General features: G+C 65.9%; 25 protein-coding genes. 16 read left to right on the forward strand and 9 right to left on the reverse strand.

Annotation, left to right across the window (positions count from 1 at the left end; all coding sequences use genetic code 11):
- Positions 1 to 5: 5 nt before the first annotated feature.
- From pcl to RCAP_RS05355, 5 genes are read right to left on the reverse strand one after another with little or no spacing between them, the layout of a single operon-like run.
- Positions 6 to 1,271, reverse strand: a complete 1,266-nt coding sequence (gene pcl / locus RCAP_RS05335; RefSeq protein WP_023911149.1) for a 4-coumarate--CoA ligase — start codon at positions 1,269 to 1,271, stop codon at positions 6 to 8.
- Positions 1,252 to 1,743, reverse strand: coding sequence for a hypothetical protein (locus RCAP_RS19530; RefSeq protein ID WP_013066803.1), 492 nt, complete (start codon positions 1,741 to 1,743; stop codon positions 1,252 to 1,254). Before RCAP_RS19530 ends, pcl begins: the two co-directional genes overlap by 20 nt.
- Before the next feature lie 16 nt (positions 1,744 to 1,759).
- The gene (locus RCAP_RS05345; protein ID WP_013066804.1) at positions 1,760 to 2,419 is read right to left on the reverse strand and encodes a hypothetical protein; all 660 of its coding nucleotides are present in this window, start codon (positions 2,417 to 2,419) and stop codon (positions 1,760 to 1,762) included.
- 3 nt (positions 2,420 to 2,422) lie between these two features.
- Positions 2,423 to 2,797, reverse strand: coding sequence for a photoactive yellow protein (gene pyp / locus RCAP_RS05350; RefSeq protein WP_013066805.1), 375 nt, complete (start codon positions 2,795 to 2,797; stop codon positions 2,423 to 2,425).
- A gap of 23 nt (positions 2,798 to 2,820) precedes the next feature.
- Positions 2,821 to 3,249, reverse strand: coding sequence for a hypothetical protein (locus RCAP_RS05355; protein ID WP_013066806.1), 429 nt, complete (start codon positions 3,247 to 3,249; stop codon positions 2,821 to 2,823).
- A gap of 57 nt (positions 3,250 to 3,306) precedes the next feature.
- Between RCAP_RS05355 and RCAP_RS19205 the strand changes: the two genes are divergently transcribed.
- The 4 genes from RCAP_RS19205 (at position 3,307) to RCAP_RS05370 (ending at position 6,706) form a co-directional block, all read left to right on the forward strand.
- Positions 3,307 to 3,555, forward strand: coding sequence for a hypothetical protein (locus tag RCAP_RS19205; protein ID WP_131725992.1), 249 nt, complete (start codon positions 3,307 to 3,309; stop codon positions 3,553 to 3,555).
- A 116-nt stretch (positions 3,556 to 3,671) separates the two neighbouring features.
- A complete protein-coding gene (locus RCAP_RS05360; RefSeq protein ID WP_013066809.1) occupies positions 3,672 to 4,124 on the forward strand; it encodes a hypothetical protein in 453 nt (150 codons plus the stop codon).
- On the forward strand, positions 4,121 to 5,056 hold the full coding sequence (locus RCAP_RS19535; RefSeq protein ID WP_013066810.1) for a hypothetical protein: 936 nt from the start codon (positions 4,121 to 4,123) through the stop codon (positions 5,054 to 5,056). The genes RCAP_RS05360 and RCAP_RS19535 overlap by 4 nt, the downstream gene beginning before the upstream one ends.
- A gap of 54 nt (positions 5,057 to 5,110) precedes the next feature.
- On the forward strand, positions 5,111 to 6,706 hold the full coding sequence (locus RCAP_RS05370; protein ID WP_013066811.1) for an HAL/PAL/TAL family ammonia-lyase: 1,596 nt from the start codon (positions 5,111 to 5,113) through the stop codon (positions 6,704 to 6,706).
- Between the two features lie 9 nt (positions 6,707 to 6,715).
- Here RCAP_RS05370 and gvpA read toward each other — a convergent pair whose 3' ends face one another.
- Both gvpA and RCAP_RS05380 read right to left on the reverse strand, forming a co-directional pair.
- Positions 6,716 to 6,928 carry a gas vesicle structural protein GvpA gene (gene gvpA / locus RCAP_RS05375; RefSeq protein WP_013066812.1) on the reverse strand — a complete coding sequence of 71 codons (213 nt, stop codon included), beginning with the start codon at positions 6,926 to 6,928 and terminating at the stop codon, positions 6,716 to 6,718.
- A gap of 209 nt (positions 6,929 to 7,137) precedes the next feature.
- Positions 7,138 to 8,877, reverse strand: a complete 1,740-nt coding sequence (locus tag RCAP_RS05380; protein ID WP_013066814.1) for a methyl-accepting chemotaxis protein — start codon at positions 8,875 to 8,877, stop codon at positions 7,138 to 7,140.
- Positions 8,878 to 9,021: 144 nt separating this feature from the next.
- Here RCAP_RS05380 and RCAP_RS05385 point away from each other — a divergent pair, with 144 nt between their 5' ends.
- From RCAP_RS05385 to RCAP_RS19785, 11 genes are all read left to right on the forward strand, one after another.
- A complete protein-coding gene (locus tag RCAP_RS05385; RefSeq protein WP_013066815.1) occupies positions 9,022 to 9,720 on the forward strand; it encodes a hypothetical protein in 699 nt (232 codons plus the stop codon).
- A gap of 128 nt (positions 9,721 to 9,848) precedes the next feature.
- Positions 9,849 to 10,196, forward strand: a complete 348-nt coding sequence (locus tag RCAP_RS05390; RefSeq protein ID WP_013066816.1) for a thiol-disulfide oxidoreductase DCC family protein — start codon at positions 9,849 to 9,851, stop codon at positions 10,194 to 10,196.
- Positions 10,197 to 10,270: 74 nt separating this feature from the next.
- The gene (locus RCAP_RS05395; RefSeq protein WP_013066817.1) at positions 10,271 to 10,549 is read left to right on the forward strand and encodes an SH3 domain-containing protein; all 279 of its coding nucleotides are present in this window, start codon (positions 10,271 to 10,273) and stop codon (positions 10,547 to 10,549) included.
- Between the two features lie 242 nt (positions 10,550 to 10,791).
- Positions 10,792 to 11,046: a spike base protein, RCAP_Rcc01079 family gene (locus tag RCAP_RS05400; protein ID WP_013066818.1), complete on the forward strand. Its 255-nt coding sequence runs from the start codon at positions 10,792 to 10,794 to the stop codon at positions 11,044 to 11,046.
- Positions 11,043 to 12,020, forward strand: a complete 978-nt coding sequence (locus tag RCAP_RS05405) for a phage head spike fiber domain-containing protein (protein WP_013066819.1) — start codon at positions 11,043 to 11,045, stop codon at positions 12,018 to 12,020. Before RCAP_RS05400 ends, RCAP_RS05405 begins: the two co-directional genes overlap by 4 nt.
- Positions 12,021 to 12,435: 415 nt before the next feature.
- Complete coding sequence (locus RCAP_RS05410) at positions 12,436 to 13,617, forward strand: glycosyltransferase family 4 protein (protein WP_013066820.1); 1,182 nt, start codon at positions 12,436 to 12,438, stop codon at positions 13,615 to 13,617.
- Positions 13,618 to 13,627: 10 nt separating this feature from the next.
- The gene (locus RCAP_RS05415; protein ID WP_013066821.1) at positions 13,628 to 14,821 is read left to right on the forward strand and encodes a DUF1972 domain-containing protein; all 1,194 of its coding nucleotides are present in this window, start codon (positions 13,628 to 13,630) and stop codon (positions 14,819 to 14,821) included.
- On the forward strand, positions 14,818 to 15,882 hold the full coding sequence (locus RCAP_RS05420; protein WP_013066822.1) for an NAD-dependent epimerase/dehydratase family protein: 1,065 nt from the start codon (positions 14,818 to 14,820) through the stop codon (positions 15,880 to 15,882). The genes RCAP_RS05415 and RCAP_RS05420 overlap by 4 nt, the downstream gene beginning before the upstream one ends.
- Positions 15,883 to 16,116: 234 nt before the next feature.
- On the forward strand, positions 16,117 to 17,271 hold the full coding sequence (locus tag RCAP_RS05425; RefSeq protein ID WP_023911157.1) for a hypothetical protein: 1,155 nt from the start codon (positions 16,117 to 16,119) through the stop codon (positions 17,269 to 17,271).
- A 3-nt stretch (positions 17,272 to 17,274) separates the two neighbouring features.
- On the forward strand, positions 17,275 to 18,540 hold the full coding sequence (locus RCAP_RS05430; RefSeq protein WP_148214844.1) for a hypothetical protein: 1,266 nt from the start codon (positions 17,275 to 17,277) through the stop codon (positions 18,538 to 18,540).
- Complete coding sequence (locus RCAP_RS19785; RefSeq protein WP_013066825.1) at positions 18,537 to 20,549, forward strand: glycosyltransferase; 2,013 nt, start codon at positions 18,537 to 18,539, stop codon at positions 20,547 to 20,549. Before RCAP_RS05430 ends, RCAP_RS19785 begins: the two co-directional genes overlap by 4 nt.
- A gap of 59 nt (positions 20,550 to 20,608) precedes the next feature.
- Here the strand turns inward: RCAP_RS19785 and RCAP_RS05440 are convergent, their stop codons facing one another.
- Together RCAP_RS05440 and RCAP_RS05445 are read right to left on the reverse strand one after the other, a co-directional pair.
- Positions 20,609 to 21,529 (reverse strand): proline iminopeptidase-family hydrolase, encoded by a 921-nt coding sequence (locus tag RCAP_RS05440; protein ID WP_013066826.1) that lies wholly within the window; start codon positions 21,527 to 21,529, stop codon positions 20,609 to 20,611.
- A 77-nt stretch (positions 21,530 to 21,606) separates the two neighbouring features.
- On the reverse strand, positions 21,607 to 22,392 hold the full coding sequence (locus RCAP_RS05445) for a helix-turn-helix transcriptional regulator (protein ID WP_013066827.1): 786 nt from the start codon (positions 22,390 to 22,392) through the stop codon (positions 21,607 to 21,609).
- Positions 22,393 to 22,671: 279 nt separating this feature from the next.
- On the opposite strand from RCAP_RS05445, the gene RCAP_RS05450 reads away from it, so the two are divergent.
- Positions 22,672 to 24,354 (forward strand): ABC transporter substrate-binding protein, encoded by a 1,683-nt coding sequence (locus tag RCAP_RS05450; RefSeq protein WP_013066828.1) that lies wholly within the window; start codon positions 22,672 to 22,674, stop codon positions 24,352 to 24,354.
- The last annotated feature ends 18 nt before the right edge of the window (positions 24,355 to 24,372 follow it).

The following is a 24,372-nucleotide window of genomic DNA, read 5'->3' on the forward strand; positions in this document are numbered from 1 at the left end:
GGCGGTCAGTCCCAATCCCGGGCCTTGCCTTCGCGGGTCAGCGGCAGGGCGCGACCGAAGCGATAGTGTTGCGGCCGCGCCGGGGCGTCAAGCCCGGCTTCGGCGCGGGCACGCAGCCGCGCCTCCAGCCCGGCTTCCGCATCGGCGGCGCAGACCACGAAAGCCTTCAGCCGGTCGCCGCCAAGCCGCAGCGCAAGCGCCTCGACCCCGGGCTCGGCTTCCAGCACGGATTTCACATGTCCCAGACGGACATTGACGCCGCCGACCTGCAGCGCCTGATCGAGGCGTCCCTCGATCACGAAGCGGACCGGCCCGGTCCAGCGCAGCCGATCCTGCAGCGGCAAGGGGGCGGGGCCGTCGGAAATCCCGTCATCGGCGCTGCGGGACAGGAACGGCAGCAGGGTGAAAGCGGCGCCGGGGGCCCTGCGCAGGCCGATGCCGCCGGTTTCCGAGGCGCCATAGACCTCGGTCAGATCCTCAAGCCCTGCCGCAAGCAGGCTGTGCCACAGCGCGTCGGGCATCGGCGCACCGGAACTGACCCCGCGCAGACCGGGCGGGAAGGCTCCGGCCGCGCCCAGATGCGCCCAAAGATGCGGCGTGGCGATGATCAGATCGCCGGGCTGCGCCGTGCGCAGCGCCGAGGCGGGCGGCGCGGCGGTCAGATCGCGCAGGGCCGCACCTGCGAGTTCTGGCAGAAGCGCCGTGAACAGGCAGCCGAACAGGTGGTGCGCGGGAACGAGCCCGATCACCGCGCCGCCGGGCGCGGGGACGAGGCCCTGATCGCGGGCCATGCTGGCGGCTTCGCGCATCAGCTTCGGCCAGGGATGCGGGATCGGCTTTGGCGTGCCGGTCGATCCGGAGGTGCGAAACACCGCCTGCGCGGTTTCGGACCGGGCGGCCAGAAGGTCGAAATGCTGCATGATCCGGTCGATCCAGCCCTGCAGGGTCGGTTCGACATAGACGTAATCCTCGATCCCGGTGCGGGAGAGGTCGAAGAAATCGCGCACCGCCCCGATCAGGTCGAGCCGGGCGAGCGAGTCGAAGCCGAGACCCTCCTCGTCGATGCGCGGATCGCCGGTGAAGGCGGCTTCGGGCAGGATCTGGTTGCGCCCGCGCCGGGCCTCGGCGCGGATCAGGCTGATCAGAAGACGGCGCACCATCGCGGCGTCGGGGGCTTGTGGCAGGACCGCGCCGAGGCCGTCCGGGCCGGGGGCCGGGGGCGACAAGGCCCCGGAGCCGGCGCGCCGGACCTCAGGCATCGTCGAGTTCATAAAGGAACTCGCCCAGAAGCGCGGCGTAATGCTGCCGGACGGCGGCAATGCGCGCCTGCAATTCGAGCGCCTGACCGTAAAGCTCTGCCGCCGACAGCCCGGCCCCGCCCAGCTTCGCCTGCGGACGCACATCCTGCGCCGGATCGAAGGCTTCGAATTGCGAAATCGCCTCGTCCAGCGTGTCGGCCTGCCAGGCGCGGAACACGTCGCGCTCGTCCACCGAGGAGAAGAAGGTCTTGATCGCCGTCACGAACCCGCCATCGGCGGTGCGGAACAGGTTGATCTCGTACCAGTAGGGCAGATCGGGCGTGAAGCTCATCGCCATGCCCAGTTCCGCGCCGCGGAATTGCAGCGGGCGCGCACCGACGCGGCGCAGGCTGTAATCCAGCATCGAGGGATCTCCATACGGGGCGGTTTCCTCGTAAGCCTGTTGGGGAGCCGCGAATTGCTTGCTTTCCGTCATATAGGCCATGATGCCTCCAAGTCTGTCACTGTTGAACCGTGCCCCGCAGATGCGACATCAGCCGCCGCGGCGCTTGGCCGAAGAAGGTTTCCATTGCCCCCCGCTCGGCCTCGCTTGGCGTCAGGCCAACCGGATCGAGCAGCAGGACCAGAGGATCGAGCCCCGCCAGCAGCCGGGGCAGTTGCGCCAGATCCGTCACCCGCCGCGCCAGATGCATCGGACGGGCGGCCGCGACCCCCTCGATCTCGCGCTGGGCCGCGAGGACAAGGCTGTCGTCGGCGCTCAGATAAAGCGCCAGGTGCTGGCGGACCGTCACCGGGCAGTCTGCCAGCTGCAAATCGGCCGCGTCCGTCTCTTCGAGCAAGGCGGCGCCCAGAAACACGAGCGGGCGCGCGCCGTCCCGACGCAGGCGGATCCGTTCGCGCAGCGCCAAAGGGCAGGTGTCGGTGTCCCCGGCGTCGGGGGGCGGCGCCGTCACCGGCCCTTGCGCCTGCGGCCTGAGTTCCGGTTCCGGCAGAAGCGGGGCCCCCTGCCGGACCGGCGCCGCAGCGGCCCTTTCGGGCGGGCGGGCCGGCGTCGGCAGCCTGTCGGATCCCCCGGCCGGGTCCCGCCCCCGACCCGCGCGCCGCAGCTGCAGCAGCGCGGGCGAGATCGAGACGGAGATGTCGGGCCGGGGTGCGGCCACGGCTCAGGCCCGCTTCACGAAGAGCCAGCAGAACTGGCCGTCGGGTTGGGACTTGAGGTGGATCTTCACCGCCACTTCGGCGCCCTTGTAATTGAACTTGTAGTCCAGCATCACATTGGCCTGGCCGGTGCGGTTGAATTTCAGGAATTCCCCGTGGAACCGCTTGCCCTTGGCGCAGGGCGCGATCTCGTTGAAGAAATCGCGGCCGATCACCGTCGAGGGATCGCGGCCCGCGATCAGCCCCTCGGCCTTGTTGTATTTGGCGATCCGCCCCATGCGGTCGAGAAGCACGGCGCCGAACGGCAGGCTTTCCGCACGCGCGGGCTCGCGCGCCAGGATGTTGTCGATGTCGTTCGTCCCGAACGGAATGATTTCCATGTTCTTTCCTCGCGCAGGTTGAATTAGTGGCCGCTGGTGTCGACGCCGTTCTCGTTGTCGAGAAAGCTGTCGTTGCGGGTCATGGACATGTCGTGCACCCGGGTGACGGGATTGCCGTCGAACGTGGCGCAGTGCTTGGCGCGGCCCTCGGGGGCAACCCAGCGGTAGTCGGTCCGGCCCATCGTCACCACGCATTGCGGGATGATTTCGAACCGTTCCTTGGCGTCGTATTTGACCGAGTCGATCTCGATCTCCGAGGCTTCGCCGAATTCGACGAGCGCCTGCAGTTCATCGATCTTCGAGTCGACCTCGCGTCTGGCGACGATCCCCACCATCTCGGCGGCCGCCGCCATGACCCATTCCGGGAAGTCGCCCGTCACCCGCAGGTTCAGGGTGTCGCTACGGAAGGTGTAGCGCCCGTTATCGGTCATCAGCTGTCCAACAATATCCATCCGTAGCTCACTCCTCTCCAACTTGCAGGCCCGCCCTTCGAGGCGACCCAGTCGAACTTGCGGAAAAAGGTGGGCCCAAGGCTTGAACAAATCGCTAAAACGCGCGAGCCTGTTTTAGGCAAATCGAGGAAATGGAAAATGGCGGGTTACTCCTGGCAACCCCTCATCAGGCTGACGGTCGTGCCGGACGGGGCGGCGGAGCTGATTTATGTCTTCTCTGATCGCGCGCGCGCGAGCGAGATGGTCCGTTACCTGTCGGATTTCTTTCCCGGGGCGCAAATGCGGATTTCCGAAACTTTCAACTGACGGTTGATGAAAGATGACTTTCCGGGGTGTTTTCCCCCGGGAAAAGCCGTTTACGGCTATTTTACGGCGCTCGCGTCTACTCGCCTGATGAGTGCAGACAGCCCCCAGGCCGAATCATGAGCAAGAAATCCCGCGCAACCGGCCCTGCAAGGTCCCCCGGTGTCGCAGCTCCGAAGCGCAAGGCGCAGCCCGAGGCGCGGGCCGCGGCCGCGCCTGCCGAGGTGCTGTGCGCGCTGTGCTGGGATCGCACCGATCCCGCGGCCGGACAGATCCTGCTGTGCCGGGACGCGGCCGGAGGCTTTGCCGGATCGGTCGTCCTGCCCGGGATGCAGGCGATGCAGCGCCGTGCCGAGGATCTGGCGACGCTGATCTGCTGGCTTGAAGCGCTGCAGGCCCCCGCCCGTCCGCCGGGCGTCGAGGCGGGCTGCTCCGCCGAGTGTCTGGCCGAGGATCGGCTGGAGGATCTTCTGCTTCTCGCGGCCAATCGGGCGCTGCAGGACAAGTTTGACCAGTTGCGGGGCGAGGCGCTTGCGCTCTGGAGCGACATCGAAGGGAAGGATTGCCGATGACCGAGGGGTTCACCGCCTATCGCGCGCGCGCCGCATTCGTGCGCGGGGCGGCGCGCGATCATTTGCGCCAGCTGCGCATGGAGCGCATTGCGGCCCGGGAGGCGGCGCGTGCGCCAGAAAGCGGGACCGAGAGCGGGACAGAGCCCGCCCCCGAGCCCGCAGAGGAGGCCGTCCTTCTCCCCGCGCCGGAGATCGAGGCCGCCGGGACGCCCGCGCCGGAGCCCGCCGTCGCAACTGCCCCGGAGACCGCCGTCGCAGCGGCCCCGGAGCCGCCCGCACCCGAACCCGCGGCCCTTCCGCCGCCGGCGCAGGCCCGGCCCGGGGTGCCGCTCTCGCCGGGCATGCGCCGGATGCTGCAGGCGCGCGCCCGGGCGGCGGAGACGGCCGAAGATCCGGTCGCCGAGGCGCCGATGGCGGAGATCCCGGCTGCGGATTGCGTGACGGCGGAGCCCGCGGCGACGGAATGCCCGGTCGCGCCGGAACGTCCCGCCCTTGCGGCTTTGGAGGGGGCGACCGGGGCGGAAGACCCGTGTTGCGCCGCGCCGGAGCCGCCGTCCGAGCCCGAGGTCGGCGCGGCCGAAGACGTTGCCCTGCCGGAGGCGCCGATGCCGGACCCGGAGCTCGCCGCCGATGCCGCCGCGGTCCCAAGTGCCGCGGATCCCGCGGCGGAGATTTCCGGCGCGCCGTCCGAGACGCACACGCCCTGCGCGAGTGCGGCAGAGGGCGCCGCGGAGGATCGCAGATCGGATCTCGCACGTCTGCCCGGGGCGGGTCCGGGGCTGATCTGGATGCTGAAGGAATGCGACATCCACCGGCTGGAAGACCTTGCCGCCGCGGATTGCGCCGAATTGACGGCGCGGATGGGGCTGGCGGGACGGATTCTGGATCTGGGCGGCTGGATCGCTTTCGCGCGCGCGGCCGATCGGCATTAACCCTGCGTTAGCCATGTTGCCGCTATGCTCGATGCAACCATCGGGAGAAAGCGGATGACCCTGCAGTCACAGACGGCCAAGGACTGCCTCGCGCTGGACGGGGCGCTGACACTTGTCCAATGCGAGGCCATCGCGACACATCGCAGCCGGATTTCGGTGACCCCCGCGCTGCGCGAGCGCTGCGCGCGGGCCCATGCCCGGCTTGAGCACGCCATCGCCGAGCAGCGCCACATTTACGGCATCACCACCGGCTTCGGCCCGCTGGCGAACCGTCTGATCGGGGCCGATCAGGGGGCGGAGCTGCAGCAGAACCTGATCTATCATCTGGCCACCGGCGTCGGGCCGAAACTGAGCTGGGCCGAGGCGCGGGCGTTGATGCTGGCGCGGCTCAACTCGATCCTGCAAGGCGCGTCGGGGGCCTCGCCGGAGACGATCGACCGGATCGTTGCGGTGCTCAATGCGGGGTTTGCCCCCGAGGTTCCGGCGCAGGGAACGGTGGGCGCCTCGGGCGATCTGACCCCGCTTGCGCATATGGTGCTGGCGCTGCAGGGACGGGGGCGGATGATCGACCCCTCGGGCCGCGTGCAGGAGGCCGGGGCGGTGATGGATCGGCTCTGCGGCGGTCCGCTGACGCTGGCGGCCCGTGACGGGCTGGCGCTGGTGAATGGCACCTCGGCGATGACCGCGATTGCGGCCCTGACCGGGGTCGAGGCGGCGCGGGCGATCGACGCCGCGCTTCGGCACAGCGCGGTCCTGATGGAGGTCTTGTCCGGTCATGCCGAAGCCTGGCATCCGGCTTTCGCAGAGCTGCGCCCGCATCCGGGGCAGCTGCGGGCGACCGAGCGGCTGGCGCAGGCGCTGGATGGGGCGGGGCGGGTCTGTCGGACCCTGACCGCGGCGCGGCGGCTGACCGCCGCGGATCTGCGGCCCGAAGATCATCCGGCGCAGGATGCCTACAGTCTGCGCGTGGTGCCGCAACTGGTCGGCGCGGTCTGGGACACGCTGGACTGGCACGATCGTGTCGTCACCTGCGAGCTCAATTCCGTCACCGACAATCCGATCTTTCCCGAGGGCTGCGCGGTGCCCGCCCTGCACGGCGGCAATTTCATGGGCGTGCATGTCGCCCTTGCCTCCGATGCGCTGAACGCGGCGCTGGTGACGCTGGCGGGCCTGGTCGAGCGTCAGATCGCCCGGCTGACCGACGAAAAGCTGAACAAGGGCCTGCCCGCCTTCCTGCACGGGGGGCAGGCGGGGCTGCAATCGGGCTTCATGGGGGCGCAGGTCACGGCGACGGCGCTTCTGGCGGAAATGCGGGCGAATGCCACGCCGGTTTCGGTGCAGTCGCTGTCGACCAATGGCGCCAATCAGGATGTGGTCTCGATGGGAACGATTGCCGCGCGGAGGGCGCGGGCGCAGCTGCTGCCCCTGTCGCAGATCCAGGCGATCCTGGCGCTTGCCCTTGCCCAGGCGATGGATCTGCTTGACGACCCCGAGGGGCAGGCCGGATGGTCGCTTACGGCGCGGGATCTGCGGGACCGGATCCGGGCGGTCTCGCCCGGGCTTCGCGCCGACAGACCGCTTGCCGGGCATATCGAAGCGGTGGCACAGGGTCTGCGTCATCCCTCCGCCGCCGCCGATCCCCCGGCATGACGATCCGGATCAGGGGGTCTGCGGATCGACCGTAAGCCCGATGGCCTCGGCATATTTCAGCCAGGTTTCGACCGACGCGACGACGGCACGCAGTTCGATCGCCAGCAGTTCGATCCCGACAAGGGAAATCCGGACGAAGGCATCGACAACGATGCCCTTGTCGAGAACACGGTCGATGACTTCGGCGATGCTGGCCGAAGCAAGGCTCTTTTCGATGGCCATAGGGCTCTCCTCAGGTTGTGAAACGGGCATTCTGTCTGCCCCAAACTACTTTAGGATGAAGGGCTTAAACCGCCGTAAATCCGCGAATAACCGAAGTGCCCAATCATGTTTAACTGCAAGCATGGTTCGCGAATGGATAATCAAAAAGGCCGCGGGAAATTGCGCGGCCTTCGGAGAGAAAATATATCGGGGCGGACTGGGTTTAACCCTCAGCCGGTGTGCCGCCATTCCGCCGCGGAGGGATTTTCGTCCCGCCTGTTCCGGCTTGATTTCCATTCCACCGTTTCGGATGTGGCTTCGTCCAGATGGAATAGAGACATCTTGTTCATCAAGGTGTCGGATTTTTCCAGCAATCCTGCCGCGACAACCTGATTTTCCTGCGCCATCTGCCGGTTGTCCCGGGTCAGGCGGTCCATGGCCCCCATCTGCCCGGCCAGTTCCTGCATCGCCACCGATTGCGCCGCGCATTGCGTGGTGATCCGGCCCATCTGCTCGTGCAATTCCTGCACCGCCGTCTCGACATGGCCGATGGCCTTGCCCGAATCCGTCACCCGATCGCTGGCCACCTGAATGCTTTTCTCGATCCCGCTGACAAGGCCGGTGATTTCCGTGGCGGCATCGGCGGTCTTGGTCGCAAGCGAGCGCACCTCGTTCGCGACGATGGTGAAGCCCCGGCCCGCCTCTCCGGCACGGGCGGCCTCGACGGCGGCGTTGAAGCCCAGGATGCGCGATTGCAGGGCGATCGAGTTGATCAGGCTGGTGAAGCGATGGATCTGGCCGCTGACGGTGCGAATCGCCTCCATCGCGTCCTTGACCGAGCCGACGGCCTGGCCGCTTTCGGTGACCCGCTGCAGGCTCATTTCGGCGACATGGTTGCCCGCGCTGGCGGTCTTGGCCGTGGTTTCGATCTTGCGCGCGGTCGCGTCGATCGTCTGCAGGGTCTGCGACAGCGTGTGGCTTTGTTCGTCCGAGCGGCCCTGCAGCACCTCGGCCGAGGCCGCCACCTGGCCCGAGATCTGGCTCACCTCCTGCGCTTCGGCGGAAATCGCCGTCACGAGGCTCTTCAGCCCCGCGACCATCTGGTTGAAGTCTTCGCGCAGCGGTTCCAGCTCGATGTTGAACGGATCCTCGATCCGGGCTTCCAGCTCGCCCTGTTTCATCAGCGCGATCGCCCGGGACAGGGCGTTCAGCGCGGTTTTGCGTTCGGTCACGTCGGTGGCATAAAGCACGATCCGGTCGACGCAGCCCGCCGCATCCATCACCGGATCGAGCGAGCCCTGAATGAAGATGTCGCGCCCGGATTTCGACCGCAGCTGCAATTCCCCGACAAAGGGCAGACCGGCATCGCGGTCGGACCAGAATTCGGCATAATCCGCATCGCTCAGGATCGCGTCATCCTGCAGCCGGCGCGCGTCTTCGCAGACGAGTTCGCTCGGGTCGTAGCCCAGTGCATTGCAGAAAACAGCGTTGGCGGAGAGGATCATGCCCCCGGCCATGAATTCCGCGGTCAGCTGCGTGTTCTCGATCGCGGCAAGCCGGGTGCGGATGTCGAATTCCCGCCGCTGCGCATGGCTGACGTCAAGGGCGGTGATCGTCACGCCGCGGAACGTCCCGGCGTCGCAGCGGGTCGGGGTCAGGGCGGCCTTCAGCCAGAAGTTGCGCCCGTTCGGCAGACGTATTTCAAAACGCTGGGAAAATCCCTCGCCCTCCGAAAGGCCCTGCAAACGGGATTCGGCCTCAAGCGCGAAATCGCAGTGCGGGCCGATCAGGTCCAGGAATTTTTGGCCGATGATTTCCGCCGCGTCGATCGACCATTCTTCAAGCGCATGATCCGAACAGAAATCCACGATCCCCTCTGCATTCAAATGCAGCACGAGGACGGAGGCCATGACGGAACCGATGAGACCATCGGGAAGCGGGGGCTGCGTCTGAATATCGGTCTCGGTCATGCGGGATACCCTTGAATCACAGCGCAAAGGGTGCGCCCGCGGGGTAAAGGTGCCGTTAAGCGGAAACAGTTTGTGCCGACAGCGTTCACGAAATCTTATCTGCGCGCTTTTAAAACCGAGACAGGTTCAGCGCAGGAGAGTGGCATGCACGACGGCACGACCGATCCGCAATTTGCGACGACATCGCAGGAAATGACGGCCGGGACGGAAACTGCGGTTTCTGCGGAGCCCGCCGCGCCGGAGGAGGATTGGCAGCACAGCCAGATCTCGGTGATCTGGAAGGGTGTCGAAACGGTGATGCGCCACATGATCGGGCTGCTCGACAAGATCGACGCCGGGGTCGAGGGGCTGCGCGGCGTCGGCACGGAGCATGTCGGACGCGCGCTTGAGGACAATGCGCTGGCGGTGGACCGGATGCGCAAGCAGCTGCGCGAAGGCATCGCCCGGCTGGATCAGCAGCTGGTGGTGTTCTCGGCGCAAGGCCTTGCGCAGCAACAGGATCTGCGACGGCAGATGCGTGCGCTCGAAGCTCAGGTCGCGACGCTTGCGGCGACGCAGAAAGCGGCCGCGCCGGGTGCGCCCCCGGCCTGGGTCGAGGATCTGCTGACGCGGATCGAGGAGCGTCTGGCGACGCGGACGGCCGCGGCATCGCAGGAGCGGATCGCCGATCTGGAGCTGCAGGTGGCGGCCTTGCAGCGGCAGCTGTCCGAGGCGGCAAGACGCGATGTGGCGCCGCTGGGCGGGGCCGCGCAGGAGATCCGGCTGCTGCTGGCGGAGTTGATCGCCATCCAGGAACGCGACCAGAAAGAGGGCCGCGGCGGCGCGGCGCAACACGTCGCCTGACGCCCGGGCAAGAGATCGCCCCGGGGTCGGCGGAAGCGGGGGGCGTCACGCGCGCCGGTCCGCCGCCTTGACCGGCGCAGGATCCGGCCCATATCGAAACCGCACCCCCTGCGAAAATGAGGTCCGGCATGACGGCCCATGTGACGGTATGGTTCGACGGCGCCTGTCCGCTTTGCCAGCGCGAGATCGCGCTGATGCGCAGGCTTGACCGGCGCGGGGCGATCCGCTTCGTCGATCTTCGCCTCCCCGATGCCACTTGCCCGATCGACCGCGCCGCGCTGCTTGCCCGGTTTCATGCGGAGGAGAACGGCCGGCTGCTTTCGGGCGCGGCGGCCTTCGGGGCGATGTGGCGGGCCATCCCGCTTTTGCGCCCGTTCGGGCTTCTGGCGGGCTGGCCGCCCCTTGCTCCGGCCTTCGAGGTTGCCTATCGCCGCTTCCTGCATCTGCGCCCCCGCCTGCAAAAGCTGTTCCGCTAGCTTGCGGCGGCGGCCCGGCTTTCGTCGCGCCCGAGGATGTCGTATGCAGGCAAAAAAACGCGTCAGGACAGATCATGCGACTTCATCTTGCAGCCCTTCTTGCCCTGCTGATCGCCACCGCCTGTGCGCCCGGGAACGGCGCCGTGGTCAAAGGTGCGGGGCCGGACGATCTTTTGAAGCTGCGCGCGGGGCCGGGCCTTGATCACAAGATCATCCTGGGCCTGCCCGACGGAACGCGCCTGACGCGGGGTGCCTGTGTGACCAAGGCAGGAAAAGTCTGGTGCCGGGTTTCGCTCACCGACAGGCCCGAGGTCTCGGGCTATGTTTCGGCGGAGTATCTGGCGCATCGCTGAGGGCGCATCCGGCCCGCAACCGCAAGGCCCGTCCCCGGAGGCCGCCCGCAGCCCCGGGCGGGCCTGCCCCGGTTCCGTTCCGCTCTGCCTGCGACTCGCCACGCGCCGCCTCTGCGCGGGGGGACCGGCGGGCAGGTCACGGGAATAACGCTGCGAACGGTCCGTTTGGATCGCAGTTTCCTTTTCCCGCCATTCTCCTGCGCGGTCTGAGCCGTCAATCGGCAAACTCGAAGGAGAGACATATGGACGTCTTTGCAAAGCATGCGGTTTCGCTCGAAAGCCCCGCCGTCCGGCATTACGAGATCACGCCCAGCGATAGCACCGATCTGGCGCGGCGGCCGCGGGCGCTGCGGGTTCAGACCGGGGGGACGCTTGTGCTGCGCGACGAGACCGGCATCACCGTGACCTATACCGTCTTCGCCGGGGAAATCCTGCCGGTGCGTCCGGTGCGCGTGCTGGCGACCGGGACGACGGCGACTGCGGTGGGGTGGGAATGATCGCGCTTGGTCTTGGCCTCGGGCTTGCCGCCAATGGCGGTCCGGCCCTCCGGCGATATGCCGTGAATGGTGTCGCCCCCGTCGCGGTGCTTGATTTCGAACGGCATTTCCTGTCGCATCCGCTTGCCCTGACACGGGCCACGAGTGCGACCTATGCCGATGCGCTGCGGGCCGTTCAGACGGCCCCCGCCGATACGCCCCGCTATGATTACAGCACCGGTAAGCGGGCGCTGCTGCTTGAGGCATCCGCGACCAACCTGCTGCCCAACAGCGCGCAGTTCGAGGCCGCCTCCTGGGGCAAAACCCGGGCCAGCGTGCTGGCAAATGCCGCGCTGGCCCCGAATGGCACGATGACGGCCGACAAGCTTGTCGAAGATACCAGCAACAACAGCCATTTCGTCGCCCGCACCGGGACGCAGATCGCGGCGGGGACCTCCGTGACCGCCTCGATCTTCGTCAAGGCGGCCGAGCGTCGGTGGTTTGCCCTGGTGACCGCCGACAGCGCGAATGCCTTCCGCACCACCTATTTCGACCTGCAGACGGGGACGCTCGGGGTGGTGTCGCAGGGCGCGGCGGGGCATGTGGCGCAGATCGTGGCGGCGGGGAATGGCTGGTATCGCTGCAGCGTGACGCAGACGCAGGCGGCGAGCGGCAATTTCAACTTTTACCCGAGCGTTGCCAGTGCGAATGGCGCGACCTCTTACCCGGGGGATGGCGCCTCGGGGCTTTATCTTTGGGGCGCGCAGCTGGAGGCCGGCGCCGCGGTCAGTTCGGTCATTCCGACCGAGGCCGCGGCGGTGACCCGGGCGGCGGATCTGGCCAGCGTGGCGGTGGCGGCGGGAAGCTATGATCTCCGCCGGGTCGATGCCGCGGGAACGGCCGTCACCAAGGGGGTCGCGCATCCGGGCGGGGCGCTGACGATCGGCGCCGGAAGCCTCTACCTGCTCAGCCTTTTTCCGGCCGGGGCGCTCTGACCGGATCGAGCGGGGCGTTGCGCAAACGCCCCTTGCGGTTCTGGCAGAGCGACCGGCTGGCCGCGGCGGGAGGCCCCGGCGCGCGGGTGTCTTGCACAGCAGGGCCCGGTCGCAAGGCCGGGCCCTGCGGCGGATCCGTCATGGATGCTGCCTTGTTTTGCCGGGGCACAAGTGCTAAATGGCGAGTGAATTGATTCCGCTCGCCTTCTGGCTGTATCGGGGCGTGGGCGGGGTTTCTCTTGCCCCGGTTTCGGCGTTTGCGAGCACTTTGGTATATCCTTCTCGGATCGGCTGAAAATTATGCATGTGGTGGGAATTTGATGTCCATTTCGGAACAATCGGCGCTGCACGCCCCTTGCCGCGGGCCTGAAGACACCCCCGTTCCGGGTGAGGGCGCTTCCGGCAGGGTGTCCGGATGAAAGTGGTTCTGGTCTGCAACACCGACGGCGCGCTTGCCAATTTCCGCGCCCCCCTGATCCGTGCGCTGGTGGCGGCGGGGCATGAGGTCGTCACGATCAGCGGATCGGGCGGCTATATCGACACTTTGCGGGCGATGGGGGCGCGGCCGATCGTCGTCGAATTTTCCCGCCACTCCGCCGCGCCGCTGCGCAATCTTGGCCTGCTGCGCGATCTGCTGCGGCTCTTGCGGCAGGAACGCCCCGATGTGGTGCACTGCTTCACCCACAAGGCGGTGATCTTTGGCAGCCTGGCCGCGCGTCTGGCCGGGGGTTCGAAGATCGTGGCGACCGTCACCGGGCTTGGAACGCTTTTCGTGCGCGGCGATGCGAAGACACGGCTGCTGAAGACCCTGCTGGTCTGGCAGTATCGGCTGTTGCTGCGGCCCGATCAGCCGGTGCTGTTTCAGAACCCCGACGATCTGCAAGAGATGGTGTCGCTGCGCGCCGTCCGCCGGAAACAGGCGGTTCTGACCTATGGCTCGGGGATCGATCTGGCGGAATATGCGCTGCCGGACGCGCGATCCGTGGCCGAGGCCCGGCAGCAACTGGCGCAAGAGACCGGCCAGGACATGTCGAACCGGATCATCGCCTTGTTTCCGGCGCGCGGCGTTCCGGAAAAGGGGTTCAAGGAATTCTATGCGGCGGCCCGGACCCTGTCGGAACGCTTCCCCGGTCGCTTCGCCTTCGTCCATATCGGGTTGATCGACACCGAGGCCTCCGGCGCGCTGAGTGCCGAGGAGGTCAGGGCCAATGCGCTTGCGCAGGGGGTCCATTACCTTGGCTACAAGATCAACGCCCGCGACTACATGACCGCCGCGGATGTCGTCGTGCTGCCGTCCTACTACCGCGAGGGCGTCCCGAGATCGCTGATCGAGGCGCTGGCGCTGGGGAAATGCCTGGTCACCACCGACATGCCCGGCTGCCGGGAAACGCTGATCGACGGCTGGAACGGGTTTTTGTGCGGCACGCGCGATGCCGCCTCGGTTGTTTCGGCGCTGGAACGGATCGACGCGGATTTCAGAGAGACGGCGCGGCCACGGTCCCGCCAATTGTGCGAAGACCGGTTCGACGTGCGCCGGTTGAACGCCCTGACCTTCGGGCTTTACGGCCTGCCCGCGCCCGAAGCGGCGCAGGGCTGAGGGGGCGGGCATGGGCACATCCGGCAGCAGATCGACGCGGCGCTTGCGGCTGGCGATCATCGGATCGGTCGGGGTTCCCGGTCGCTATGGCGGTTTCGAGACGCTGGTGGAAAATCTTGCCACCCTTGCGCCGGGCCTGGCGCCGGACATGGAGCTGACGATCTATTGCAGCGCACGCGCCTATCCGCAGCGCGCGGCCAGTTTCCACGGCGCGAAGCTGCGCTATCTGCCGCTGAACGCCAATGGCGCGCAAAGCATTCCCTATGACATCCTGTCCCTGGCCTGGGCGGTCTTGTCGCGCGTCGATGTGGTGCTGGTGCTCGGGGTTTCGGGGGCGGTGGCAATTCCGCTGTTTCGCCGTCTTGGCGGGGCCAGGATCGTGACCAATGTCGATGGCATCGAATGGAAGCGCGAAAAATGGCGCGGTCTTTCGCGCTGGATCCTGCGGCTTTCGGAACGGCTGGCGGCCCGGCATTCGCATGCGGTGATTGCCGACAACGACCATATCGCGGCGCATATCCGCGAAAGCTACGGGGTGGACTGCGAAACCATCGCCTATGGCGGCGATCATGCGCTGGCGCCCGAAGCCGATCCCGCCCGTCTTGCGGATTTGCCCGCGGGCTATGCGCTGTCGATTTGCCGGATCGAGCCGGAAAACAATGTCCGCATGATCCTCGAAGCCTTTGCGCAAAGGCCGGGGGTGCCGCTGGTGCTGATCGGCAATTGGGCGGCCAGCGATTATGGGCGCGCGCTGCGCGACAGGTTCGGAACTCTGCGGCATCTTTTCTTGCTGGATCCGATTTATGATCTGGGCCAGCTCAAGGCGATCAGAGAGCAGGCGCGGTTTTACGTGCATGGCCATTCCGCGGGCGGCACCAATCCCTCGCTGGTCGAGGCCATGCAGTTTCACGAAGACATCCTGGCCTTCGACTGCGGTTTCAACCGGGCGACGACGGAAAATGGCGCGTTGTTTTTCCAGAACTGCGATGACCTTGGGGCCTTGATCGATGCGCTGCGCGCGGGAACCCGCGGCTGCGGCGCGGGGGCGATGAAGGAAATTGCCGATCGGCGATATGCCTGGTCCGTCGTGGCACAGCAGTATTTCCGGCTGGTGCGCCGTATGTGGGACGAAAAGCGGGCCGGGATCACCTCGGGTCCCCAAAAAGGATACCCGCGTCGCGCCGACGGGATCGAAAAGGAATGACCGTGCCGCATCAGGAGAATGCGCCTTTGACGGATCCGAAAACCGGGGCCGGCCGCAGGATTTTGCTGACCGGGACCGCCGGTTTCATCGGCTTTCACCTGGCCCGGCAGCTTCTGGCCGAGGGCTGGCGGGTGCAGGGCTATGACGGGATGACGGATTATTACGATGTCGCGCTCAAGCATGACCGGCATGCGATCTTGCGCGCGCATCCGAATTTCACCGCGACCGAGGCGATGCTGGAAGATCAGCCCCGCTTCGATGCCGTGGCCGACGCCTTCCGCCCCGAGGTGATCGTGCATCTGGCCGCCCAGGCCGGGGTCCGCTACAGCCTGGAAAATCCGCGCGCCTATCTCGACAGCAACGTGATCGGCACCTTCTCCGTGATCGAGGCGGCGCGGCGGCTGCAGGTGAAACATCTGCTGATCGCCTCGACCTCCTCGGTTTACGGCGCCAACCCGAAGATGCCCTTTGCCGAGACCGACAAGGCCGACACCCAGCTGACGATCTATGCGGCGACGAAAAAGGCCAATGAAAGCATGGCCCATGCCTATGCGCATCTGTGGAACCTGCCGGTGACGATGTTCCGCTTCTTCACCGTTTACGGGCCCTGGGGGCGGCCGGATCTGGCGCTTTACAAATTCGTCGATGCGATCCTCGATGACCGGCCGATCGACATTTACAACCACGGCGAGATGTATCGCGACTTCACCTATATCGACGACCTCGTGCGCGGGATCCGGCTTCTGATCGATGCGGTGCCGGTGCGGCCCGAGGATGGTATCGTGCCCGCGGGCGACAGCCTGTCGCCGGTGGCGCCGTTCCGCATCGTCAATATCGGCAATTCCGACAAGGTGCGGCTGCTGGATTTCGTCGAGGCGATCGAGGCCTGTCTGGGCAAGACGGCGCTCCGCAATTACCTGCCGATGCAAAAGGGTGATGTGCCCGCGACCTTTGCCGATGCGACGCTGCTGCACAGCCTGACCGGCTACCGGCCGCAGACTGATTTCCGCGAGGGCATCGCCCGGTTCGTCGACTGGTATCGCGGGTATTACAAGAAATGACCGGGCGGCGGGCAGATCCTGCGGCCTTCTTGAAGGGCGGGAACCGCGCGGAAGGCCGCAAGCATCCGCGCGGCCTCGCCGCCGAAACGGGTCCGGGGCGGTGATGCCCGCGGCGGGGGGGCCTCTCGGCGCGCGAAGGGCGGGGCAGGGCGGGTCCGTGCCCGCGCCAGACTATACGGGGGATGAGGGATCGTGTCCGGTTCTGCGGCGCTTTTGAAGATCGTGCGATTTGGAATGATCCGGGTGGTCCCGGGTCTGTTCAACTTTGCGCTGATCCCCTGGCTGCTGGTCACGCTTGGTCCGGCCGCCTACGGGGTCTATTCGACCTGGCTTGGCTATGCGGCGCTGGTGGCCAATACGGTGGCCGCGATCGTGACGCAGCCGATGTTCCGCTACCTGCCGCATCGCCCCGAGGAGCGCGAGCTGTTCACCGGCTTCGCCCTGGTGGCGGCGCTTGCGGCCGCGGCGCTGAGCGGCGGGATCTTCCTGCATCTTGGCGTTTCGACGAGCTTTGCCCTTGGTTTTGCGGCCTTTTCCTTTGGCACGGTGCTTGGCTCCTCGGTCGGCGTCGATTTCGTCCTGAGCCAGCGGGTGATGCGTCTGGCCAGCTTCGAGGCGCTGCGCATCCTGTCGATCCTGGTCGTGCTGGCGCTGCCGCTGCTGCGCGGGCTGCCGCTGCGGACCGAGGATGTCGTCCTTGGCCTTGCGGTGTCGAACCTGCTGCCGATCCTGCTGCTGGCGGGGCGGCCCCGGCTGGCGCTGCCCTCACGCGAGTGGCTTGTCCGGACCCTGTCTTATGGCGCGAAATCGGCGGCCTGGCTCATGATGGCGGGGCTGCCGATGGTCAGCGCCAAGACGATCCTGATGCAGGCCATGCCCGAACATGCCTTTGGCGCCTATACCGCGGTGGCGGACCTGACCTATCGCGGCTTCGCGCTGGCCAATGCGGCGCTGATGATGTGGGCCTTTCCGCTGCTGTCGGCGCAATTCGACGCGGGCGAGGTGGCCGAGACCCGGCGCACCCTGCGGTTCACGCTGCTGGTCTATACCGGTCTGGGCGCAACGGCGGTGGCGGTGCTTCTGGGCGGGATCAACCTGTTTCGGATTGACGCGGCGGCGCTGCCCGGCGGGATGATCGGGGTGGCGCTGATCACGCTGGCCAGTTTCGGCTGGCACGGCATGTCGATCGCGCACAAGCCCTTCGAGATGACGCAGCGGACAACGCAGATGGCGGCGCTGATGGCGCTGGGGGTGGCGGGCTTTTACGCAAGCACCTTCGGGCTGATCCGGCTGGCCGGGTTCGAGGCGTTTTACGTGGTGATCCTGAGCCTGATCGCCGTCGCCCTTGTCTATGGCGGCATCGGGCTGAGCCAGAAACTGGAGCGGTAGAGAATGCATGAGGTTTCTCGGGATTTTATCTCCGAATGTTCCCGCCGCCCCCAAGTGCGAACAAATCCGATCGAGTTGTGTCTCTGGCTTGGCTTGTCGACGCTGACGGTTATCCTGCCGAATGCGTTGAAGGAAATTGCCGTGATGTTTCTGCTGCTTACGGCAGCATATTATGTATTCTGGAAGCGTTATCCCATTAATTTCAGATTGCTTGCGATATGGCTTGCGATCGCCGGAACGTCATTGCTTTATATCCTTGTCGGAATGGCTAGGGGAGCGCCCCTTGAGGCCGGAAGTCAAGTTCTGATTATCTACATACTGAGTCCTCTGCTTTGGATTATTTCCTTGAATGGTGCGCTCGCCACCTTCGGGTTGGCTCGTATTGTTGTTTTTTTGCTTTTTTTGACCTCCGTGGCAATCGCGTCTCAGGCTTTTTATTACTGGGCTTTTCCTTCGGGGCGGTTTTCAGCTATTCTGACCTATATGGCCGGAGTGCCAAACCTTGATTTTTCAAACAATCAAGTCGCAGCCGTCATGTTTGTTTTTGGCTCAATGACTTTTCTTTACGCGGGACTTTTCGCCTCTCCAGATGTCTTGAAGCTGAAGTCAGTCAGACTGGTTTTGATCGTCGCTTCTTTTGTTTCGGCCGTCACATCTGGTCGAAGCGCAGTGATCCTTGCGGTGGGAATCGGAGCGTTCATATATTTTGTGTCCTCAATTGGCCTTTCGTTTCGTGTGTCGCGTTCGTTGTTTTTCGGCATTGTTGCGATCATCCTTGGCCCCATGGTCGGTGGATATTTTCTTTCTGAACTCTATGGCATTGATATTTTCGTTTCCGTGAATGAATTGATCGAGAAAATAACCTCCGGCGGGGGTGCGGGAAGGCAAGATTATCTGCCAAGTCTTATTAGTGGTGCCGCTGACTATTATTTTTTTGGTGCTGGTCACGGAATTGGGGTCGAGTTTACAGTAAGCGAAAAATACCCCTGGAGATATGAAGTCGTTGGTGCCGCCACCCTGTTGAGAGTTGGTCTTGCCGGAACGATCATCTATTGTCTTCCGTTTATTTTTGCGCTGTGGGCTGCTGTGCAAAAGGCGCGGCGGCGCGGTCTCGATAAATACGAGAAATACATGCTGGGCGGCTTGATCTCCTCGTTGTTCGTCATGAATACGAACCCCTATGTCGAGGCTGTTGTGTTCCAGTGGATGTTTGTTTTGCCGTGCACCTATTTTATCAACTGCGCCAAGACGGGTCAAAAAATACCATGAAAACCGATATCGTCATCGTCAACTGGAACTCCGGCGCGCAGCTGCAGGCCTGCATCGAGAGCATCCGGGCCCATGGCGCGGGCCGGGTCGGGCGCTGCATCGTCGTCGACAACGGCTCGCAGGACGGTTCCACCGATTTTCTGGCCGGGGCGGAGGATGTGGATCTGTTGGAAACCGGGCAGAACCTCGGGTTTGGCAAGGCCTGCAATCTGGGCGCCGCGCGGGGGCAAAGCCCCTTCGTGCTGTTTCTCAATCCCGATGCCTGGCTGCAACCGGGGTCGCTCTCGGTTCCGCTCGACTTCATGGCGCGGCCGGAAAACGACCGGGTGGGGATCGTCGGCATCGCGCTGACCGATGCCGATGGCACGGTGCAGCGCAGTTGCGCGCGGTTTCCGACGCCGCCCGGTCTGGTGGCCACAAGCCTTGGCCTGAAGCGGCTTTTCCCGGCGCTGGGCACGCATATGCATGACTGGGATCACGCCACAAGCCGCGAGGTTCCGCATGTGATCGGCGCCTTCTATCTGATCCGGCGGCCGCTGTTTGAACAGCTGCAGGGCTTCGACGAGCGGTTCTTCGTCTATCTTGAGGATCTGGATCTCTCGCTGCGGGCGCGGCAGGCCGGGTATCGGTCATATTTCCTGACCGAGGCGCAGGCTTGTCACGCGGGCGGCGGCGTCTCGGCGCAGGTCAAGGCGCATCGGCTGTTCTATTCGCTGCGCAGTCGGGTGCAATATGCGTTCAAGCATTTCTCGGCGCCGGGGGCCTGGGCGGTGGCGGCGGCAACGCTGGGCATCGAACCCGTGACGCGGCTGGGCCTGCTGCTGGCCAAGCGCCGCTTTGACGAGATCGGCGATCTGGGGCGGGGCTATGCCATGCTGTGGGGCTGGGCGCTGCGCGCGCCCTTCGGGGCCGGACAGCGCGGCGCCGCCACGGCGCTGCGGGTCACGATCCTGTCGCGCTACAGCCGGATGGGCGCGTCAAGCCGGTTGCGCACGATGCAATACCTTCCCCATCTGGAACGCGCCGGGGTCGAGGTGACGCTGGCGCCCTTCTTCGACGATGCCTATCTGCGCGCGCTTTACGCCGGAAAGCGGGACAAGGGCGGTCTGGGCCGTTTCCTCTGGCGCAGGCTGGCGCATTGCGGCGCGGCGCGGCGGGCGGATGTGATCTGGGTCGAGAAAGAGGCGCTGCCGTGGTTCCCCTGGCCGCTGGAGCGGCTGTTTCTGCCGCGCGGCGTGCCGGTGATCAGCGATCACGACGACGCGGTCTTTCACCGCTACGATCAGCACCGCAACCCGCTGGTGCGGCGTCTTCTGGGGCGCAAGATCGACGGGGTGATGGCGCATTCGGCGCTGGTGACGGCGGGCAACCGCTATCTGGCCGAACGGGCGGCGGCGGCGGGGGCGGCGCGCATCGAGATCGTGCCGACCGTCGTCGATCTGGATCACTACCGGGTTCCGGCGCCGAAGCCGCCGGGCAGCCGGCTGGTGATCGGCTGGATCGGCACGCCGGGCACCTGGGCCAAATACATGGAGCCGATGCGCCCGCTTCTGGCCGCGCTTGCGCAGCAGCATGATGCGACGATCCTGGCGGTCGGCGCGGGCGAGCCGCCGGGGGCGCAGGGGTGTTTCGATTTCAGGGCCTGGAGCGAAGACACCGAGGCGGAGCTGATCTGCCAGATGGACATCGGCCTGATGCCCCTGCCCGACACGCCGTGGGAGCGGGGGAAATGCGGCTACAAGCTCATTCAATACATGGCCTGCGGGCTGCCGGTGGTCGCCTCGCCGGTGGGGGTGAACCGCGACCTCGTTAGCCCGGGCGAAAACGGCTTTCTGGCCACGACCGAGGCGGAATGGCGCGCGGCCCTTGACCGGCTTGCCGCCGATCCCGGGCTGCGCCGCCGCATGGGGGCGGCCGGGCGGCAGAAGGTCGAGCAGGGCTACAGCCTTCAGGTCTGGGGGCCGCGTCTGGTGGAGATGATCCGCGAGACTGCCGGGCAGCGCCGGTGACCTGACCGCCCGGCCGGGCGTGCCCGGGGCAAGCCGCGGCCCCGCCCGATGGGGGAGGGTCAGCCGTCGCAGAGCTTCAGGAAGTCCGACACCGTGGCAAGGCAGAGATCCTTTTCCTCGACATGCGGCATGTGCGAGGAGTGCTCGAACAGCACCCAGCGGACATCCGGGATGTTTTCGACCAGCGGCTTCGTCACCAGCGGCGTCGCCTCGTCGTATCTGCCCGAGATCACCAGGGCGGGCACGTTGATCAGCGGCAGGCGGTCTTCGATCGTCCAATCCTTCATCGTGCCGATGACGTGGAATTCCGTGGGCCCGTTCATCGCGTTGTAGACGGTGCTGTCGCGCTCCATCAGCGCGAAGGTGCGCGTCACCTCGGGCGGCCAGGGATCAAGGCGGCAGACATGGCGCAGGTAAAACACGCGCGAGGCCGCCAGATAGTCGGGATCGCTCAGCGTTCCGGCGCGTTCGTGGCGCAAGAGCGTGTCCTGCACCTCGGGCGGCAATTCGGCGCGCAGCCGGTTCGCCTCGGCCACCCAGGTCGGCATCGAGGCCAGCGAATTGGCGAAGATGATCGCCTTGAGCCCCTTCGGGCGGCGCACCGCATGTTCGCCGCCCAGCATGCCGCCCCAGGACTGGCCAAGCAGGGCGTAGCGATCGGCGATGCCGAGATGGGCGAGAAGGTTGTCGAGTTCGGCCAGGAACAGCTTCACCGTCCAGAACGCGGGGCCCTTTTCGGGCAGATGCGTCGAGTTGCCGTTGCCAAGCTGGTCGTAATGGATCACCGCGCGGCCATCGAGCGCGGTGATGCCCTTGAAACTGTCAACGTAATCATGCGTGCAGCCCGGCCCGCCATGCGCGATCACAAGCGGCAGCTTGCCATTCGTCAGATCGCCGGTGACGCGATACCACGTCTGCCAGGCGCCGAAGGCGGCCTTGCCTTCGCGCGTCGGAATGTCCGTCCCGTCCGGTCCTTGCATCTCATCCTCCCGTGCTGCCCGGTCAAGCCTAGCGAAGGCCTGCGCCCCGGGGCAGCTATCAAGAATGAGAGGAGGTCTCAGATCAGGCCGCGCCGGACCGCCTCGGCCACCGCATGGCTGCGGTTGCGCGCGCCAAGCTTGCGCACCGCCGCGTTCAGATGCATCACCACCGTCGGCACCGAGCGTTCGATCAGCCGCGAGGTTTCCTTGGCGGACCGGCCCTGTGCGGCATGATCGAGACATTCGCGTTCCCGCGCGCTCAGCGCCGGGGTCCGGGGCTGGGGCTGGGGCGGTGCGGGATCGGCGGGCGCGGGGGCGCCGATGTCGTTCTGGAACGCCTGCGCCATCAGCGCGAAGCCCGGCAGAACCTGCGCCGCAACGGCCGCAAAGGCCCGGCCGGGCCCGTTCCAGAGCCCGTTCACCGTGACATAGCCGCCGCCGGGCAGGTGGATCGGCACGGTGATGCCATTGACGAAGCCGCTTGCCGAGATGAATTCGACCACCGGGCGGGAATTGCGGGTCAGGAAGCTGGCGCTCAGATCGCCCGCCTCGGCGTCATAGCTCCAGACGAAGGGCGCGACCGAATTCACCGCCACCGCCTGCACCGGATCGACATGGGCATAGCCGCGGCCGCACCAGTAGTCGATCATCCCCGGATCAAGGTTGCGCACCATCATCACCGCGGGCGCCGTCACCGTGCCATCGGTTTCCCGATGCCGGGGGGTGTAATCGTAGATCAGCGCCGAGGCGCCAAAGCCGCGGGCGATCTCGAAGAAGCGGTCCACCTCCCGCCCGAGCCCGGAAGCCCCGGCGGCCTCCGGGCCGGGACGGGGTGTCGCGTGATGCGCGGCAGATGATGCCATGTGCTTCCTCCCCAGCGGCCCACTATCAATCTTGATAGGTTACGCAGGACGGGACCTTGCCACAATATCGGCCGATGGGAAGGCACCGATGCGCCCGAAATCAGAGAAACGATGCCGAGGCGTGAAGAAAAGCCCGAAAATCGAGCAATCTGCCGCTGCGACCCGCCCCGTTTTGCGGCGGGTCTGGCACAGTGGCACCGCGAGACTCGATTCGACTTCCCGTTCTGCCGCGCCGGGGCGCCCGCCCCGGACATCCGGAAATCCAGCAAGGAGTAGACCATGATCCCCAAGCTTCCCCCCGCAAGGACGGCACGCCGGGCCGGACCCGTTGCGATGCTCGCGCTTCTGGCGGCGCTGGGCCCGACGCTGGCGCAGGCCGAGGACGCGCATCGCGGCGGCACGCTGCGGCTGGTCTCGGTGTCCTCGCAGGGCACCCTTGACCCGCATATCAACTACACCTCGCAGTTCTGGCAGCTTTACGCCTTCCTTTATGACGGGCTCGTGGGCTTCAAGAAGGTGGGCGGCACCGACAGCAAGGACATCGTGCCCGATCTGGCCGCGGCGATGCCGGTGATCTCGAACGACGGCAAGACCTATACCTTTACCCTGCGCAAGGGGATCAAATTCGCCGATGGTTCCGACATGACGGCGACGGATGTGGTGGCCTCGTTCCAGCGCATCTTCAAGGTGCTGGGTCCGACCGCGGGCACGTTCTACAACGGCATCGTCGGCGCCGAGGCCTGCCTGGCCGATCCGGCGAGTTGCACGCTTGCGGGCGGCGTGATCGGCGACGAGGCGGCGGGCACGGTGACGATCAACCTGACGGCGGCCGATCCGGAACTGCTCTTCAAGCTGTCCGTGCCGCATGCCGCGATCCTGCCCTCGGAAACCCCGGCCAAGGACAATGGCAACACCCCCATTCCGGGCACCGGCGCCTATGTGGTGAAAAGCTACGACGCCAACAATTCCATGGTGATCGTGCGCAACCCGGCCTTCAAGGAATGGAGCAAGGACGCGCAGCCCGACGGCTATGTCGATCAGATCGTCTACACCTTCGGCGGCACCGAAGAGGCCGCCGTGAACGCGATCCTGAACGGGCAGGCCGACTGGATGTTCGACACGCCGCCCGCCGATCGTCTGGCCGAACTCTCCACCTCGGCCCCCGGGCAGATCCATCTCTCGCCGCTTTCGGCCTGGTGGTATGCGCCGATGAACGTCAACCTGCCGCCCTTCGACAATCTGAAGGCGCGTCAGGCGCTGAACTATGCCATCGACCGTGACGCGCTGGTGTCGGTCTTTGGCGGCCCGGCGCTGGCCAAGCCCGTCTGTCAGGTGCTGCCGCCGGAATTCCCCGGCCACGAGGATCAGTGTCTTTACACCCTGGATCCCGGCACCGAATGGACCGCGCCGGACATGGACAAGGCGCTGCAGCTGGTCGAGGAAAGCGGCACCAAGGGGCAAAAGGTCACCGTGGTGACCGAGGACAACGCCGCCTCGCGCGGGATCGGCACCTATCTGCAATCGGTGCTGTCGGATCTGGGCTACGAGGCCGCGGTGCAGACGATCTCGGGCGATATCCAGTTCACCTATATCCAGAACACCAACAACAAGGTGCAGCTCTCGATCAGCCAATGGTATGCCGATTATCCGGCCGCCTCGAACTTCCTCAACGTGCTTTTCGGCTGTGACTCCTTCCATCCCGGCACCGATGCCTCGATCAACATTTCGGGCCTGTGCGACAAGGATATCGACGCGCAGATGAAGGCGGCGATTGCGCTTGGCGCCACCGATCCGGTCGCGGCCGACAAGGACTGGGCCAAGATCGACCGCGCGGTGATGGAACAATCGCCCGCGCTGCCGCTTTTCACGCCGCAACAGGTGGACCTGCTCAGCACGCGGGTGGGCAATTACCAGTTCTCCAGCCTGCACCACTGGCTGATCGCGAATGCCTGGGTGCAATGACACGTGAAGACGGCGACG

Origin of the sequence: Rhodobacter capsulatus SB 1003 (assembly GCF_000021865.1) — a bacterium.
Classification (GTDB): domain Bacteria; phylum Pseudomonadota; class Alphaproteobacteria; order Rhodobacterales; family Rhodobacteraceae; genus Rhodobacter; species Rhodobacter capsulatus_B.

Excerpts from the sequence above, each read along its gene's own strand:
- pcl (WP_023911149.1), bottom strand. The coding sequence starts at position 1,271 with ATGAACTCGACGATGCCTGAGGTCCGGCGCGCCGGCTCCGGGGCCTTG.
- RCAP_RS19530 (WP_013066803.1), bottom strand. The coding sequence starts at position 1,743 with ATGGCCTATATGACGGAAAGCAAGCAATTCGCGGCTCCCCAACAGGCT.
- pyp (WP_013066805.1), bottom strand. The coding sequence starts at position 2,797 with ATGGAAATCATTCCGTTCGGGACGAACGACATCGACAACATCCTGGCG.
- RCAP_RS05355 (WP_013066806.1), bottom strand. The coding sequence starts at position 3,249 with ATGGATATTGTTGGACAGCTGATGACCGATAACGGGCGCTACACCTTC.
- RCAP_RS05360 (WP_013066809.1), top strand. The coding sequence starts at position 3,672 with ATGAGCAAGAAATCCCGCGCAACCGGCCCTGCAAGGTCCCCCGGTGTC.
- RCAP_RS19535 (WP_013066810.1), top strand. The coding sequence starts at position 4,121 with ATGACCGAGGGGTTCACCGCCTATCGCGCGCGCGCCGCATTCGTGCGC.
- RCAP_RS05370 (WP_013066811.1), top strand. The coding sequence starts at position 5,111 with ATGACCCTGCAGTCACAGACGGCCAAGGACTGCCTCGCGCTGGACGGG.
- gvpA (WP_013066812.1), bottom strand. The coding sequence starts at position 6,928 with ATGGCCATCGAAAAGAGCCTTGCTTCGGCCAGCATCGCCGAAGTCATC.
- RCAP_RS05380 (WP_013066814.1), bottom strand. The coding sequence starts at position 8,877 with ATGACCGAGACCGATATTCAGACGCAGCCCCCGCTTCCCGATGGTCTC.
- RCAP_RS05385 (WP_013066815.1), top strand. The coding sequence starts at position 9,022 with ATGCACGACGGCACGACCGATCCGCAATTTGCGACGACATCGCAGGAA.
- RCAP_RS05390 (WP_013066816.1), top strand. The coding sequence starts at position 9,849 with ATGACGGCCCATGTGACGGTATGGTTCGACGGCGCCTGTCCGCTTTGC.
- RCAP_RS05395 (WP_013066817.1), top strand. The coding sequence starts at position 10,271 with ATGCGACTTCATCTTGCAGCCCTTCTTGCCCTGCTGATCGCCACCGCC.
- RCAP_RS05400 (WP_013066818.1), top strand. The coding sequence starts at position 10,792 with ATGGACGTCTTTGCAAAGCATGCGGTTTCGCTCGAAAGCCCCGCCGTC.
- RCAP_RS05405 (WP_013066819.1), top strand. The coding sequence starts at position 11,043 with ATGATCGCGCTTGGTCTTGGCCTCGGGCTTGCCGCCAATGGCGGTCCG.
- RCAP_RS05410 (WP_013066820.1), top strand. The coding sequence starts at position 12,436 with ATGAAAGTGGTTCTGGTCTGCAACACCGACGGCGCGCTTGCCAATTTC.
- RCAP_RS05415 (WP_013066821.1), top strand. The coding sequence starts at position 13,628 with ATGGGCACATCCGGCAGCAGATCGACGCGGCGCTTGCGGCTGGCGATC.
- RCAP_RS05420 (WP_013066822.1), top strand. The coding sequence starts at position 14,818 with ATGACCGTGCCGCATCAGGAGAATGCGCCTTTGACGGATCCGAAAACC.
- RCAP_RS05425 (WP_023911157.1), top strand. The coding sequence starts at position 16,117 with ATGATCCGGGTGGTCCCGGGTCTGTTCAACTTTGCGCTGATCCCCTGG.
- RCAP_RS05430 (WP_148214844.1), top strand. The coding sequence starts at position 17,275 with ATGCATGAGGTTTCTCGGGATTTTATCTCCGAATGTTCCCGCCGCCCC.
- RCAP_RS19785 (WP_013066825.1), top strand. The coding sequence starts at position 18,537 with ATGAAAACCGATATCGTCATCGTCAACTGGAACTCCGGCGCGCAGCTG.
- RCAP_RS05440 (WP_013066826.1), bottom strand. The coding sequence starts at position 21,529 with ATGCAAGGACCGGACGGGACGGACATTCCGACGCGCGAAGGCAAGGCC.
- RCAP_RS05445 (WP_013066827.1), bottom strand. The coding sequence starts at position 22,392 with ATGGCATCATCTGCCGCGCATCACGCGACACCCCGTCCCGGCCCGGAG.
- RCAP_RS05450 (WP_013066828.1), top strand. The coding sequence starts at position 22,672 with ATGATCCCCAAGCTTCCCCCCGCAAGGACGGCACGCCGGGCCGGACCC.